Origin of the sequence: Acidovorax sp. (genome assembly GCF_027492855.1) — a bacterium.
GTDB lineage: Bacteria > Pseudomonadota > Gammaproteobacteria > Burkholderiales > Burkholderiaceae_C > Acidovorax.
Map to the genome: position 1 here is coordinate 88,312 of NZ_JAPUDY010000051.1, position 15,588 is coordinate 103,899.

The following is a 15,588-nucleotide window of genomic DNA, read 5'->3' on the forward strand; positions in this document are numbered from 1 at the left end:
TTACAGCACGGTCGACTCGATCTCGTCGAGGGCAGTGTGGCGCACATCCTTGCCTTTGACCAAATAGATAATCAGCTCGGCCACGTTCTTGGAATGGTCTCCGATGCGCTCGATGGCCTTGGCCAGGAACAGCAGGTCCAGGCTGGGCGAGATGGTGCGCGGGTCTTCCATCATGTAGGTGATGAGCTTGCGCACGAAGCCGTCGAACTCCTTGTCGATGAGGTCGTCTTCCTTGAGGATGGCCACGGCGGCCTTGACGTCCAGCCTTGCAAATGCATCCAGCGTCTTGCGCAGTTGGCCCGAAGCCAGATCGGCCGCCACACGCAGATCGCTGGAGGGCAAGGAGCGCGGCGCACCACCTTCAATGATGGAGCGCACCATGCGCGCCATCTTGTTGGCCTCGTCGCCCATGCGCTCCAGGTTGGCCGTGGCCTTGGAAAAGGCCAGCAGCAGGCGCAGGTCGCGCGCTGTGGGCTGGCGGCGGGCGATGATGGAGGACAGCTCCTGGTCGATCTCGACCTCCATCGCATTCACACGGGTTTCCATGGAGGCAACGGTTTCCACGGCCTCCAAACTGAACTGGGACAGGGCATAGACCGCCTGGCGGATCTGCGACTCCACCAAGCCGCCCATTTCCATGACGCGGGCGGAGACGCTGTTGAGTTCGCTGTCGAACTGCGAGGAAAGGTGTTTGTCGGGCATTGGGTGTACAACCTCACGGTTATGAATCAAATCTGGCTCCAGCGCTTATTTATCAAGCACAAGCAGCTATCAATAACATAGCAATCAACCGATCAACCGAAACGGCCGGTGATGTAGTCTTCGGTTTCCTTGCGCTCAGGCTTGAAGAAGATCTGTTCGGTGGCGCCAAACTCGATCATCTCGCCCAGGTACATGTAGGCGGTGTAGTCGCTGCAGCGCGCGGCCTGCTGCATGTTGTGCGTCACGATGGCGATGGTGTAGTCGTGCTTGAGCTCGTCGATCAGCTCTTCGATCTTGGCGGTGGACAATGGGTCCAGCGCCGAGGTGGGCTCATCGAGCAGCAACACCGAAGGCTTCACCGCCACGCTGCGCGCAATGCACAGGCGCTGCTGCTGGCCGCCAGAGAGCGACAAACCGCTTTGGTGGAGCTTGTCCTTCACCTCGTTCCACAGCGCGGCCTTGGACAGCGCCCATTCCACGCGGTCGTCCATCTCGCTCTTGCTCAGGCTCTCGTAGAGCTTCACACCAAAGGCGATGTTGTCGTAAATGGACATGGGAAACGGCGTGGGCTTCTGGAACACCATGCCGATGCGCGCGCGCAGCAGGTTGATGTCCTGCTTGGGGTCCAGAATGTCCTGGCCGTAGAAGCTGATGGAGCCCTCGGCACGCTGGCCGGGGTACAGGCTGTACATCCGGTTGAGCGTGCGCAGCAGCGTGGACTTTCCGCAGCCCGAAGGGCCGATGAAGGCAGTCACCTTGTGCTCGGCGATGTTGAGGCTGACGTTGCGCAGGCCCTGGAACTTGCCGTAGTAAAAACTCAGGTTGCGCAGCTCCAGCGCATTCTTGCTGGCGATGGCGGTAGCGGTGGCATTCATTGTCGAATCCTGAAAATAGAGGCGATCTGGTCGATGGACGGGATCAAACCCGGTTTTTCTCGCGCAGGAAGACCCGCGCCACGATGTTGAGAATCAGCACCGACAGCGTGATGAGCAGCGCCCCGCCCCAGGCCAGGCGCACCCAGTTTTCGTAAGGGCTCAGCGCAAACTGGAAGATCACCACGGGCAGGTTGGCCATGGGCGCATTCATGTTGGTGCTGAAGAACTGGTTGTTGAGCGCCGTGAACAGCAAAGGCGCCGTCTCGCCGCTGATGCGGGCCACGGCCAGCAGCAGGCCGGTCATCACGCCGCTGCGGGCCGCACGCAGGGTGACCATGGTGGACACCTTCCAGCGCGGCGCACCCAGCGCAAAGGCCGCTTCGCGCAGGCTGCCGGGCACCAGGCGCAGCATGTTCTCGGTGGTGCGCACCACCACGGGCACAGCAATCAGCGACAGTGCCAAGCTGCCAGCCCAGCCAGAGAAGTTACCCACCGTGGCCACGGCAATCGCATAAACGAACAGACCCAGCACGATGGAAGGTGCCGACAACATGATGTCGGTGACGAAGCGGGTGAGTTCGGCTGTCTTGCTGCGGTCGCTGTATTCCGCCAGGTACACACCTGCCAGCACGCCGATGGGGGTGGAGACCAGCACCGTGAAACCCACCATCATCAGGCTGCCCACGATGGCATTGGCCAGGCCGCCACCTTCCGAGCCAGGGGCCGGGGTGGACTGGGTGAACATGTTCCAGTCCAGTGCGGCAAAGCCGTTGGACAGCAGCACGCTCAAAATCCAGAGCAGCACGAACAGGCCCAGCACCATCGCGCCCAGGGACAGGGTCAGGCCGATGGCATTGGAGCGCTGGCGCTTTTTGTAGAGTTGTTGGTTGAATTCCATGGGCATATCTCAATAGCGAGGATTCATCGACTCGGGGTCAGAGGCCCTTGGCCTTCTCGGCGCGCAGCAGCATGATCTTGGCGGCGGACAACACCACGAAGGTGATCACGAACAGCAGAAAGCCCAGTGCGAACAAGGTGGACAGGTGAAAATCCGCCGCCTCGCCAAACTCGTTGGCCAGGGTCGAAGCGATGGAAGTGCCTGGCGAGAACAGCGACGTGGGCATGCGGTTGGCATTGCCGATCACAAAGGTCACCGCCATGGTCTCACCCAGCGCGCGGCCTAGGCCTAGCATCACGCCGCCAATCACACCCTTTTGTGTGTAGGGCAGTACCACGCGGCGCACCACTTCCCAGGTGGTGCAGCCCAGGCCGTACGCGGACTCGCGCAGGATGGGCGGCACGATCTCGAACACATCGCGCATCACGGCCGCCACAAAGGGCAGCACCATGAAGGCAAGCACGATGCCCGCCGCCAGGATGCCAAAGCCGTTGGTGCTGCCACCAAACAGAAAGCCCACCAGCGGCATGGAGCCCAGCAGCTTTTGCACGGGCATCTGAAAGTAGTCGGCAAACAACGGTGCAAACACGAACAGGCCGAACATGCCGTAGATGATGGATGGCACGGCCGCCAGCAGCTCCACCGCAGTGCCCAGGGGGCGGCGCAGCCACACCGGGCAGGTTTCGGTCAGAAACAAAGCGATGCCAAAGGCCAACGGCACTGCGATCAGCAGCGCAATGCCCGCGCTGGCCAGGGTGCCCACGATGGCGATGGCGGCACCGAATTCTTCGTTGACGATGTCCCACTCCACACGCCAGATGAACTGGACGCCGAACTTGTGAAAAGCCGGCCATGCGTAGATGAAAAGCGAGACGATGATGCCGAGCAGCGCGGCCAGCACCAGCAAGGAGAGGCTCTGGGTCAACCGGTGGAAGAAGATGTCCTGCAGGCGCTGGCGTCTGGCAATCGACACCATGGTTTTAGTGGGGACGTCCGTCGTCTTGACGGACACAGGTTGCGAACTCATGGTGGTTCCCACGCTCATGTTGACTCCCATCTGGCTTCTGGAAGCCCCAAAAACCAGCACCCATCGGCCAGGCGCGCCGGCCGATGGGGGGTATTCTGGGGCAAACGACCTTATTTCTTGATTTGCGACCAGACCTTGGAGCGGATCTCGGCGGTCAGGCTGTCTGGCAGGGGCACATAGTCCAGATCTGCCGCCATGCCCTTGCCGCTCTTGAACGCCCATTCAAAGAACTTCAGCACCTCGGCCGACTGGGCCTTGTCTGCCGGGTCTTTGTACATGAGGATGAACGAGGCCGTGCTCACCGGCCAGCTGTTGGCGCCCTTGGCATTCACCATCGAAATACCCATGCCCGGCGTGCTGAACCAGTCAGCGCTGGCGGCCGCCGCTGCAAACGTGGTGTCGTCGGGGCTCACGTACTTGCCGTCTGCGTTCTGGAGCTGCAGGAAGTTCATGTTGTTCTTCTTGACGTAGGCGTATTCCACATAGCCCACAGCGCCCTTCACGCGGGTCACGTTGGCGGCCACGCCCTCGTTGCCCTTGCCGCCCACCGAAGAGGCCGCAGGCCACTTCACGGCCGCGCCCTTGCCCACGGAGTCAGCCCATTCCTTGCTGACGGACGAGAGATAATCGGTCCAATTGAAGGTGGTGCCAGAGCCGTCGGCACGGTGCACCACGGTGATGTTCTGGTCGGGCAGTGTCTTGCCGGGGTTCAGGGCGGAGAGCTTGGCGTCATTCCACTTCGCGATCTTGCCCAGGAAAATGTCGGCCAGCACAGGGCCGGTCACACGCAGCTCGCCGGGCTTGAAGCCTTCCAGGTTGATCACAGGCACCGTGCCGCCGATGATGGCGGGGAACTGCACCATGCCGTCTTTTTCAAGATCTGCGCCCGACACGGGTGCGTCCGTGGCGCCAAAAACAACGGTCTTGGCGCGGATCTGGCGAATGCCACCGGAGGAGCCGATGGACTGGTAATTAAGGCCCGTGCCCGTTTCCTTCTTGTAGGCTTCGGCCCACTTGGCATACATAGGGAACGGAAAGGTTGCGCCTGCGCCGGTGATGTCCGCCGCAAAAGCACTGCCGACAGCCATGGAAGCCAGTGCTACTGCGACGGTTTTGAGAAATGTGCGTTTCATTGATGACCTTTCGGCTAGGGTTAACAGGAACAGCACGAACTCTAGGGCCCCAAGATGACAATTCAGTGACACACAAGGGCCGTCTTCGGGTCATTGCCACAAACGCACCAGGCTGCACCCTGGGCCGTCACTCATTTGTCATAAATTCGGCACAGACTCCCAAGGCTCATTTCCCCCTCCCACCAGCGACGGCCGCAGGGTTTGGCCACCGAAAGCTCGCGGTACGATGCTGAACGACGCTTCCACCAAAAAAACATGCAGAACGGCACACGCCTCGCCGCGGTCGACCTCGGCTCCAACAGCTTTCGCCTTGAAATCGGGCGCTATGAATTCGGTCACATCCAACGGGTGGAATACCTCAAGGAAACCGTGCGCCAGGGCAATGGACTGGACGAAGACCGCAACCTGACACGCGATGCCATGGAGCGCGGCTGGGCCTGCCTGGCGCGGTTTGGCGAGCGGCTGGCCGGGTTCCCCCGCGCGCAGGTCCGGGCCGTGGCCACGCAGACCCTGCGGGAAGCCCGCAACCGCGAGGAGTTTCTGTCGCGCGGCAGTGAGGTGCTGGGCTACCCCATCGACGTGGTGTCCGGCCCCGAAGAAGCCCGCTTGATCTACCAGGGCGTGGCGCGGCTTCTGCCGCAATCGGACGAGCGTCGGCTGGTGATCGATATCGGAGGGCGCTCCACCGAGCTGATCCTCGGCCAGCAGTTCACTCCCCATGCGGTGGCGTCATTTCGCGTGGGCAGCGTCGCCTGGTCCCAGCGCTACTTTGCCAACGGCGAGTTCACTGCCAAGGCCTTTCTGGCCGCCGAGATCGCGGCCAAGGCAGTGCTGGACGAAGCCCTGGCGACCTTCAGGCCAGACGCCTGGGAGGTGGCCTACGGATCTTCAGGCACGGCAGGCGCCGTGGGGGACGTGCTTGCGGCCGCAGGCGGTCCCGAAGGGCTCATCGCCCGCGATGGCCTGAACTGGCTGCATGACCGCATCCTGCGCGCGCAAAACGCCGACCGGCTTCGCATGGAAGGGCTCAAGGAAGAGCGGCGCGCGGTCATCGGGGGCGGCATCAGCGTGCTTCGCGCCATTTTTGACCTGCTCGAAATCGACGAAATGCAGGTGGCGCAGGGCGCGCTGCGCCAGGGCGCCCTCTATGACCTGCTGGACCGCGAGCAGCCAGGCACCGATCTGCGCACCACCACCGTCAACGGGCTCATGCAGCGCTTTGGTGTGGACATGGAGCATGCAGAGCGGGTAGCGCGCACGGCCTGCGCGTTGTTTGACCAGGCAGCGCCCGCCGACAGCGAGCGTGCGTCGCGCAAGCTCGACTGGGCCGCCCGCTTGCACGAAATCGGTTGCCTCGTATCGCACAGCGACTACCACCGCCACGGCGCCTACATCCTGGACAACACCGACGCTGCAGGCTTTGCCGTGCCCGAACTGCATCACCTGGGAGTGCTGGTGCAGGGGCAACGCGGCAAGGTTCGCAAGCTCGGCGCGGACCTGGACGACCCGACTTTCGTGCTGCAACTGCTGAGCCTGCGGCTCGCCGTGGCCCTGTGCCACGCGCGCCGCGACCCGGACACCACGGGCCTGCGGCTGCAGCGCAACGGACAACGCTTTTGTGCCAATGCCCGGCCCGGCTGGGCCACGGCCTACCCACAATCGGCACACCTGCTACGCGAAGAGGCGCAGGCCTGGCAAAAAACGCCCTGGGAGCTGTCCCTAGACCTGCCTTGAACAAGGCCGCTTTTTAGCTACAGAAACTCGGGCGACTGCACGGCCAGCAAGACCGTCTGGCCCTGGTCCAGTCGCTGGCGGTGGCGCAGCCACCACACCGAGCCCTTGCGGACCGCGCATTCCTGCACCTTGAGCTCCAGCAACTGTGCAATGGCCTGCCCCAGCACCGGCTGATGCCCGACCACCAACACCGCCCCTTTGGCGCGGGGCCACTGGGCCAGTTCCAGCAGGTCCTCAATGCTTCCGCCCGGCTGCAACTCTGCCCTCATCTTGAACTTTCTCCCCAAGGCGCTGGCCGTCTGTTCGGTCCTCCGCGCGGGGCTGGCCAGCACACGCAAACCTTCAGGCAACTGGCGGTCCAGCCAAGCGGCCATGCGCGCCGCCTGCTTCTCCCCCCGGGAGGTCAGAGCCCGCGCCAGGTCGTCGCCACCATCCGCCATCTCTTCTGCTTCTGCATGACGCCAAAGAATCAGGTCCATCACGCCGCCCTCTGAGCGATGCGCGAAATCGGGGAGACGGGTCCGTAGCGCACCATCAAGGCATCCTGCGCGCCCAGCCCATCCACCGGGCGCGGCGCACGGTCATAGGTGCCGCGTGCATTCAACGTCCAGGCATCCCGGTCATCGTGCAGGTAGGCCACCAGGCATTCATCCACGATCTGCTGGCGCAGGCCGGGGTCGGTGACCGGCCAGGCCAGCTCCACGCGGCGCATCATGTTGCGGTTCATCCAGTCGGCGCTGGAGAGATAAAGGTCTTCTTCCGCACCTGCACGGAAGTAGAAAACCCGCGTGTGCTCTAAAAAGCGGCCAATCACCGAACGCACGCGGATGTTGTCCGTCACCCCTGGCACCTGCGCCGCCAGCATACAGGCACCGCGCACGATAAGGTCAATGCGCGCCCCGCGCTGGCCTGCCAGGATCAGGGCACGTATCAGCGACTCGTCCGTGAGCCCGTTCATCTTGGCGACGATGCGCGCGTCCTCACCACGGCTCGCCGCCAACCCCACCTGCTCGATTTTCTCGTTCATGCGGCGGTGCAAATGAAAGGGCGCAAGCATGAGCTTGCGCAGCTTGGGCGGGCGATTTTGGCTGGCCAGATGATTGAACACCCCATCCATGTCGGCGGTGGTTTCCTCGTCTGCCGTGAGGTAGCTCAGGTCCGTATAGAGCCTGGCGGTGCGCACGTTGTAGTTGCCTGTGGAAAGGTGCCCATAGCGCCGCAACTGTCGCCCTTCCCTGCGCGTGACCAGCAGCATCTTGGCGTGCGTCTTGAGCCCCACCACGCCATACACCACCTGCGCGCCAATCGACTCCAGCGCCTCGGCCCAGTTGATGTTGGCCTCTTCATCAAAGCGCGCCTTCAGCTCAACCACCGCCATGACCTCCTTGCCCCGCCGTACCGCCTCCGAAAGCAAGTCCATCAGCTCCGAATCAGCCCCAGTGCGGTAGATGGTCTGCTTGATGACCAGCACCTGGGGGTCATTCACCGCCTCACGCAAGAAGGCCAGCAGGCCGTCAAAACTCTCGAATGGCTGGTGGATCAACACATCCCGCTGGCGCAGTTGCTCCATGATGGAAACACCGGGCTGCAGTTGCCGTGGCCACGAGGAACTCCAGGCAGGAAACAGCAAAGCGGGGTCGTTCACCAAATCCACCAACTGCGTCAGGCGCACCAGATTCACGGGGCCATGCACTCGGTACAGGGCCGCAGCCGGCAGGCCGAACTGTTCCAGCAAAAAGTCCGACAAAACCTGGGAGCAACCGGCAGACACCTCCAGCCGCACGGCTTGCCCATAGTGGCGATGCTGCAGCCCTTGCCGCAGGGCGGTGCGCAGGTTGCGCACGTCCTCCTCGTCCAGCGCCAGATCGGAGTGGCGCGTGACGCGAAACTGCGAGAACTCGGTCACCTCACGGCCCGGAAAAAGGTCCTCCAGATGTGAGCGCACCACGCTCGACAAGCTCACGAACAGCGCCTCCTTGGGCGCCACCTTGGCAGGCATGCGGATCAGGCGCGGCAGCGCGCGCGGCACCTTGACGATGGCGATTTCATTCTCGCGGCCAAAGGCATCCCGCCCCTTGAGACGCACGATGAAATTCAGAGACTTGTTGGCGACCTGCGGGAACGGATGCGCGGGGTCCAGCCCCACAGGAATCAACAGCGGGCGGACTTCGCGCGCGAAGTAGTCGTGCACCCAGCGTTGTTGTTCGGGTGACCGCTCACTATGGCCGACGATGCGGATGCCATGTTTGGCAAAGGCGGGCACCAGGGCATCGTTGTACAAGGTGTATTGCCGCTCCACCAGATCGTGGACCTTGGCCGAAAGCGCCTCGAACGAGTCCGTGGTGTAGAGCCCTTTCGTCTCCCCTTTCTTGGCAGCGGTGATGTGGGGGGCCGCGCGCACCTCGAAGAACTCATCGAGGTTGGAGGACACGATGCACAGGTAACGCAGGCGTTCCAGCAAGGGAACGTCGGTGCGCACCGCCCAATCGAACACCCGCTCATTGAACGCCAGAATGCTGTGGTCGCGGTCCAGAAACATGGGCGGTGGCGCGCCAGCGGCATCGGGCACACGACCGCTATCGGGCATGGGGGCCGGAGATGAATCTGCTACGGCGCCTGAGCGCTCGCGTTGCAAGGAAGCGGCATCGGAAGGAAGCAAGGGCAACATGGATATGCAAACGCGGCAAGTGCAGGGTGGCTCCAGTATTCAGCGGCCGAATGACAACGATGTGACAGTCTGCGTAACAGACACAAACGACAAACGCACCGGGATTGGCACTGCACACGGGCACGAGGTATTGCTGAAACAATTGTGCAGTCTGGACCCCAGTGAAGTCCAGCGCGCTGCGGTGTACATCAAGCCCCCAGAAAGTGCTTCCGATAGCGCGGGTGCAGATCTGCCAGGCGCATCAGCATCGGCAGGTCTGCGGTGTTGAAGTCGGGGTCCCAGGCGGGGGCGCCCAGCACGCGCGCGCCCAGACGCAAATAGCCCTTTATCAGGGCGGGTGCCTCCACGACAGTGGAGCCATCCAGATGCTCCACCGGCAACGGCAAACGCGGCAGCACGTGGTATTCAATCGGTGCAAGATGGGTAGCGCGCACCTGCTGCCAGATGCTGGCCGCAGCATCGCCACTCACCACACCGTTGTGGAGCATTGGAATGCTGGCACAGCCAATCATGGTGTCAAGCTGGTTGCGCACCATGAAGCCTGCCAGTGCACTCCACAGGGCCATGATCACGCCACCATGGCGATGGTCAGGATGCACACAGCTGCGGCCCAACTCCACCATGCGGGGGCGCAGGGTGCGCAGGCGAGTCAGGTCAAACTCCGTGTCGCTGTAGGTGCCCCCCACCCGTCTGGCCTGCGCGGGCGTGAGCACACGGTAAGTCCCAATGACTTGCTGGCTCTGGACATCGCGCACCAGAAGGTGCTCACAGTAATCGTCGAACAGGTCCACATCGTGGCCGGGAATGGGGGTCGTCAATCGAGCGCCCATTTCAGCCGCGAAAACATCGAACCGGAGCCGCTGCGCCTCCCGCACCTCATCCAGATGCCTCGCCCAGGTGATCTGAATGGCGCCACGCTCATGGGCGGACGTTACAGATCCAGAGACCACCACCACGCGACCGTGGGAAGGCCCATTGGCAAGGGCGTCAGAAGCAAGGGGCAGCGTCAGGCGGGGCAGTTCGTTCATGATGAAACATCTCTTTCGGTGCGAACGGGGACGGCCGGAAACTCCAGCCACTTGGAAAATCCGTTTCCCTGGGCTGGAGTGTGAAATTGACGCGTGACGCCACCATGTCGAAAACATTTCAACAAAATGACAACGATCTTCACACCCGACACTCGGTCCCTTACCGTCTGCGGGCCTGCATAATTGGTCCAGGAAATCGCACCTGTGCCAGTACCTACACTCACTCTTTCTCGCCGCCCCATGACCGCTTTTTGGGCGGTCTTTGTATTGACGGCGGTCTGCGCAGGGGCCTTGGTCTGGACGCTGGAACGCCAAGACCACGCCCAGCAACGCACTCAGGCCGCAGACATGGCCGGCGACCATGTGCAGGCGCTGCAGCGCGCCATAGAGCTGGCGCTTTCGGCCAACAATGCGCTGGTGGCCCTGGTTCGCCAGGGACAGGGCAATGTCACCCAGTTCGAGGAAGTGGGCACGCAGATGTTGCCGTTCTACCCTGGCATTGCAGCCATGGGCCTCTCGCCCGGCGGCGTCGTGCGACAGGTGGTGCCGCGCCAGGGCAACGAAAACGTGATTGGCTTTGACCAGCTCAAAGATCCACGGCAAGGCCCTGAGTCCATCCGCGCACGGGATACAGGCCTGCTCACGTTGGCGGGCCCCATTGAGCTTGTTCAGGGAGGTCTGGGTGTGGTGGGCCGCCAGCCGGTGTACCTGGATGACAGCAAGGGAAAGCGCAGCTTCTGGGGGTTCACCTACGTCACCATCCGCCTGCCCGAGGTACTTGCAGCCACCCGGTTGCCTCAGCTCACCGAGCGCGGCTACCACTATCGTCTGTGGCGCGTGCGGCCCGACAATGGCGAGGAGCAGACCATCACGGCCTCCAGCCCGCCGCCCGCAAGCGATGCCGTAGGCCGCTCCCTGACCCTGCCCAATGGGCAATGGACGCTGAGCCTCGCGCCTGCCAATGGCTGGGGATCCCCTGCCGTGCTGGCTCTGCGCTGCACAGTGGGGCTGCTGTTCGCGCTGATCATGGCCTACCTCGCTCGCCTGCTTGTTGCGCTGAAGTCCCACGAGCGTGGACTGGCCTTCCAGGTGGCCCAGCGTACCTCGGAAATCCAGGCCACCCAGCAACAGTTGCGGGCCACCATCGACGCCATTCCAGACCCGCTGTTCGAGATCGACCAAAACGGCCGCTATTGCAGCGTACATAGCCAGCGCGCCGAGTTGCTGATGGCGCCTGCCGACCAGTTGATCGGGCGCAACGTGACCGATGTGCTGCCAGCGCTGGCTGCGCTGTCGGTGATGGACGTATTGAAGGAGGCCCAGGCACAGGGATGGTCCACAGGGCGGCAAATTGTGCAGGATCTGCCAGACCTCGGGGCCACCTGGTTTGAGTTGTCGGCGGCCCGCAAGGCTGGCTCCGCCGACGCTGTACCCCGCTTCATTCTCCTGTCGCGAGACATCACGGAACGCAAGCGGTCTCAAGAGCAATTGCTGCTAACCGCCCAGGTTTTTAACCAGAGCAGCGAAGCGATCGTGATCGCCGATGCCTCCCACACCATCGTGCGCATCAACCGGGCGTTCAGCCGCATCACCGGGTATTCCGAGTCCGAAGCAGTGGGCCAATCCATGCGCCTGCTCACCGTGGCCGAGCCCACACGGGACTTCAATGCCGATGCCCTTTACGCCCAACTCGCTCAGGAAGGACGCTGGGAGGGCGAGGCTTGGGGCCGACGCAAGGACGGGTCCGCCTATCCACAGTGGTTGTCCGTAAGCAGTGTGCGTGATGGCAATGGCGCCACCACCCATTCGATCACGCTGTTTCGCGACATCACCCTGCAGCGTGAAGCCCAAGACCGCATCGAGCGTCTGGCACATTTCGACCCGCTGACCGATCTGCCCAACCGCGCCCTGTTGGCCGAGCGGGCCAGGCAGCAGATCAGCGATGAGCAGACCAGGAATGGCACGCTGGCGGTGCTGTTCCTGGACCTCGATCACTTCAAAAATGTGAATGACTCGTTGGGCCACCGCATCGGCGACATCCTGCTCATGGCCGTGGCGCGTCGGTTGCAATCCCTGCTAAGCCCCCAGGACACCGTCTCTCGCCTCGGGGGTGACGAGTTTCTGCTGTTGCTGCCGTCGGCATCCGCAGCCCAAGCGGCCGACATGGCGAACAAACTGCTGGCCGCCGTGGCCCAGCCTTTCCAGATCGACCCGTACGAACTCACCACCACGCTATCCGTGGGCATTGCGATGTACCCGGCCGACGGTGGTTCATTCGACACCTTGTACCAGCGCGCGGATGCAGCCATGTACCGGGCCAAGCAAAGCGGGCGCAACCAATATGGCTTCTTTACAGCCGACCTGGAGGCGCGCACCGCCCGCGCCCTGCAGATCGAGAATGCCTTGCGCCGTGCCTTGGAGCGCAACCAGTTTGAACTGCACTACCAGCCCCAGGTTGCACTTGCCACACGCCGGGTCGTCGGGGCCGAGGCCCTGCTGCGCTGGCGCCACCCCGAGCTGGGCATGGTGTCCCCTGCCGAGTTCATCCCCGTGGCAGAGAGCAGCGGCATGATCATTGCGATTGGCGAATGGGTGCTCCACACTGCAGTGAACGATGCCAAGCGGTGGCTGGACATGCAACTGCCCCTGCGGGCCATCTCCGTCAACCTCTCTGCCGTGCAGTTTCGCCACCCGCAGCTTCCCGAGATGGTGACGCGCTGTCTAAAACAGGCCGGGCTGCCCGCACGTCGGCTTGAGCTGGAGCTGACCGAAGGTGCGGCCGTAGACGACCCAGCGGCCGCGCTCGCCATGATGGATCAGTTGCACGAACGGGGTGTGCGCCTATCGATGGACGACTTCGGCACCGGGTATTCCTCGCTGAGCTACCTCAAGCGTTTTCAGATCTACAAGCTGAAGATCGATCAATCGTTTGTGCGCGACCTGGACGACGACGCCAATGACCGCGCCATCGTGAGCGCCATCATTCGCATGGCACAGGCGCTGGGCATGCAGACCACGGCCGAAGGGGTGGAAACTGACGGACAGCTTGATTTTCTACGGCAACAAGGCTGTGACGAAGGCCAGGGCTACTTCTTTAGTCGCCCCCTGCCCGCAGACGCATTCGAGGCCTATCTGCGCGAGCAGATGGGCAACAGTCAACAACATCCATAGCACCCAATTGCGGCACCACCTCCTGCGTGATATTTCCTCAGCCGGGACACAAGGTGACGCTGCTACAATTTGGTACAAATTTTGAGGCCATCTGGCCCACCGCCCGTACTGGTTTCTATGCCTCCGCCGTACAGCGCTCCGGAACTGCAGCGTCCTGGAGTTGCCCACGATACCCCCCTGCAACGCACACTGCGCGAACAACAAATCCTGCTCGACAACGCAGGCGTTGGTATTGTTTTTTTGCGCCAGCGCAGCGTGGTCCGCTGCAATCAGCGGTACGCAGAAATCTTTGGCTACACCACCCCCGCACGCCTGATAGGGCTCAACACCGAAGCCTTCTATCCCAATCGCGACGCATTCAGGGATCTGGGCCGCGCGGCCTATCCCGTGCTGGTACAGGGGCAGTCGTTCCGCGTGGAACGCCAATTGCGCCGCTGCGATGGCACCCTTTTCTGGGGAAACCTCACGGGGCGGCTCATCAACCCGCACGACACCGCCGAGGGCTCCATCTGGATCCTGGATGACATCGACGAGCAAAAGCGCGCCCAGGCTGCCTTGGGTGCGGCGGTACGCGAAAAGCAGTTGTTGTTCGACAACGCCATGGTCGGCATCGTTTTTCTGCGCGACCGCCACATGACCCGATGCAACGGGCACTTCGAGCAGATGCTCGGTTTTCAGCCCGGCGAACTCATGGGCAGCTCGTCACGCCGGTGGTATACCTCCGACGCAGCCTGGGAAGAGGTAGGCCGCCGCTGCTACCCGCACCTGGCCGCCGGGCAAACCTACGAAGGCGAAGTGGAACTGTGCCGCAAAGATGGCACGCCCGTGATCTGCGAAGTGCGCAGCAAGCCCATCGACCCTGCCGATCCTTCCCAGGGGTCCATCTGGATCACGATGGACATCACGGATCGCAAGCACGCCCAGGCCATGCTCGCTCTTGCGCATGAAGAGCTGGAACAGCAGGTGCAGGACCGCACCCGTGAACTGCGCGAGACGGTGGACAACCTGCACCGTGAGATCAACGACCGCAAAGCCGACCAGGAACGCATCTACTGGCTGGCCCACTACGACGCACTCACCGGCCTGCCCAACCGCACACTGCTGGCCGAGCGGGCCCTGCAGGCCATTCGGGTAGCTCAAGAGAACAACACGCCGCTGGCCGTGATCTTTCTGGACCTGGACCACTTCAAGCAAGTGAACGACTCTCTGGGACACCGTGTGGGCGATGCACTGCTGATCGAGATCGCCAAGCGGCTGCGTGCGGTAGTGCGCGACAGGGACACCGTATCGCGCCTCGGTGGCGATGAGTTCATTTTGGTGCTGCCTGGCGCCAACGCGCATGGAGCCGCCCGTGTGGCGGGAAAGCTGCAGGAAGCGTCGCGCCAGCATTACCAGATCAATCACCACGAGCTGACCATGGCTCCATCCATGGGGATTGCTCTGTTTCCGCAAGACGGCACCGATTTCGACACGCTCACCCAGTCGGCGGACGTGGCCATGTACCGCGCCAAACTCGATGGCCGCAACACCTTCCGGTTCTTCACCCCCGAAATGCAGGCCCAGTCGGTACGCGCTTTGCAGCTTGAAAACGCGTTGCGCCGAGCGCTGGAGCGCGACCAGCTTCGGCTGCACTATCAGCCCCAGATGAGCCTGACCACAGGCACCGTGCGCAGCGTGGAGGCACTGCTTCGCTGGCAGCACCCGGAGCTGGGCAACATCTCACCCGCAGAATTCATCCCCATCGCAGAAGACAGCGGGCAGATTCTGCAGATTGGCGAGTGGGTGCTGCGCACCGCATTGGCGCAGCTCAAGGCCTGGCGGACCGGGGGGTTTCCAGAGCTCTCGATGGCGGTGAACCTCTCCGCCATCCAGTTTCGCCAGCCCCGGTTGCCCGAACTCGTGAGCCGCATATTAGCGGAATTTGACCTGCCCCCCGACTCGCTGGAGCTGGAGCTCACCGAAGGCGTGGCCGTGGACGACCCGCATGCCGCCGTGGCCACCATGGATCAACTGCACGCGCGGGGCGTTCGGATGTCGATGGACGACTTTGGCACCGGCTACTCGTCGCTGAGCCAGCTCAAACGATTCCAGATCTTCAAGCTCAAGATCGACCAGTCTTTCGTACGCGATCTAGGAAACGACAATAACGACCGCGCCATCGTGAGCGCCATCATCCGCATGGCGCAGGCGCTGGGCATCCGCACCACGGCCGAAGGGGTTGAAACGGAAGACCAACGGGCCTTCCTGCACTCCCAAGGATGCGATGAAGCCCAGGGCTACCACTTCAGCACGCCGTTGCCGGCGGCTGAGGCGGAAGCCTTTATGCGCCAGCACCTCGGCTAAGAAAATGTG

11 protein-coding genes are annotated in these 15,588 nt (G+C 62.7%); 3 read left to right on the top strand and 8 right to left on the bottom strand.

Annotated elements, in window-relative coordinates:
• The 5 genes from phoU to pstS all read right to left on the bottom strand — a co-directional run bounded on the left by phoU (window position 1) and on the right by pstS (window position 4,635).
• Window positions 1–702: a phosphate signaling complex protein PhoU gene (gene phoU, locus Q0105_RS10035; protein ID WP_298211313.1), complete on the bottom strand. Its 702-nt coding sequence runs from the start codon at window positions 700–702 to the stop codon at window positions 1–3.
• A gap of 92 nt (window positions 703–794) precedes the next feature.
• Complete coding sequence (gene pstB, locus Q0105_RS10040; protein ID WP_298211315.1) at window positions 795–1,577, bottom strand: phosphate ABC transporter ATP-binding protein PstB; 783 nt, start codon at window positions 1,575–1,577, stop codon at window positions 795–797.
• A gap of 43 nt (window positions 1,578–1,620) precedes the next feature.
• Complete coding sequence (gene pstA / locus Q0105_RS10045; protein WP_298211317.1) at window positions 1,621–2,475, bottom strand: phosphate ABC transporter permease PstA; 855 nt, start codon at window positions 2,473–2,475, stop codon at window positions 1,621–1,623.
• A gap of 37 nt (window positions 2,476–2,512) precedes the next feature.
• A complete protein-coding gene (gene pstC, locus Q0105_RS10050) occupies window positions 2,513–3,532 on the bottom strand; it encodes a phosphate ABC transporter permease subunit PstC (protein ID WP_298211319.1) in 1,020 nt (339 codons plus the stop codon).
• An 80-nt stretch (window positions 3,533–3,612) separates the two neighbouring features.
• Window positions 3,613–4,635, bottom strand: coding sequence for a phosphate ABC transporter substrate-binding protein PstS (gene pstS, locus Q0105_RS10055; protein ID WP_298211321.1), 1,023 nt, complete (start codon window positions 4,633–4,635; stop codon window positions 3,613–3,615).
• A 255-nt stretch (window positions 4,636–4,890) separates the two neighbouring features.
• Between pstS and Q0105_RS10060 the strand changes: the two genes are divergently transcribed.
• Complete coding sequence (locus Q0105_RS10060) at window positions 4,891–6,369, top strand: Ppx/GppA phosphatase family protein (protein ID WP_298211322.1); 1,479 nt, start codon at window positions 4,891–4,893, stop codon at window positions 6,367–6,369.
• Window positions 6,370–6,386: 17 nt separating this feature from the next.
• Here the strand turns inward: Q0105_RS10060 and sixA are convergent, their stop codons facing one another.
• From sixA to Q0105_RS10075, 3 genes are all read right to left on the bottom strand, one after another.
• Window positions 6,387–6,848 (bottom strand): phosphohistidine phosphatase SixA, encoded by a 462-nt coding sequence (gene sixA / locus Q0105_RS10065; protein ID WP_298211324.1) that lies wholly within the window; start codon window positions 6,846–6,848, stop codon window positions 6,387–6,389.
• Window positions 6,848–8,956 (bottom strand): polyphosphate kinase 1, encoded by a 2,109-nt coding sequence (ppk1, locus tag Q0105_RS10070; RefSeq protein ID WP_298211326.1) that lies wholly within the window; start codon window positions 8,954–8,956, stop codon window positions 6,848–6,850. Before ppk1 ends, sixA begins: the two co-directional genes overlap by 1 nt.
• A 269-nt stretch (window positions 8,957–9,225) precedes the next feature.
• Window positions 9,226–10,065, bottom strand: coding sequence for a GNAT family N-acyltransferase (locus tag Q0105_RS10075; RefSeq protein WP_298211328.1), 840 nt, complete (start codon window positions 10,063–10,065; stop codon window positions 9,226–9,228).
• Window positions 10,066–10,305: 240 nt separating this feature from the next.
• On the opposite strand from Q0105_RS10075, the gene Q0105_RS10080 reads away from it, so the two are divergent.
• Complete coding sequence (locus Q0105_RS10080; protein WP_298211330.1) at window positions 10,306–13,236, top strand: EAL domain-containing protein; 2,931 nt, start codon at window positions 10,306–10,308, stop codon at window positions 13,234–13,236.
• Window positions 13,237–13,353: 117 nt separating this feature from the next.
• A complete protein-coding gene (locus tag Q0105_RS10085) occupies window positions 13,354–15,579 on the top strand; it encodes a bifunctional diguanylate cyclase/phosphodiesterase (RefSeq protein WP_298211332.1) in 2,226 nt (741 codons plus the stop codon).
• Window positions 15,580–15,588: the final 9 nt, after the last annotated feature.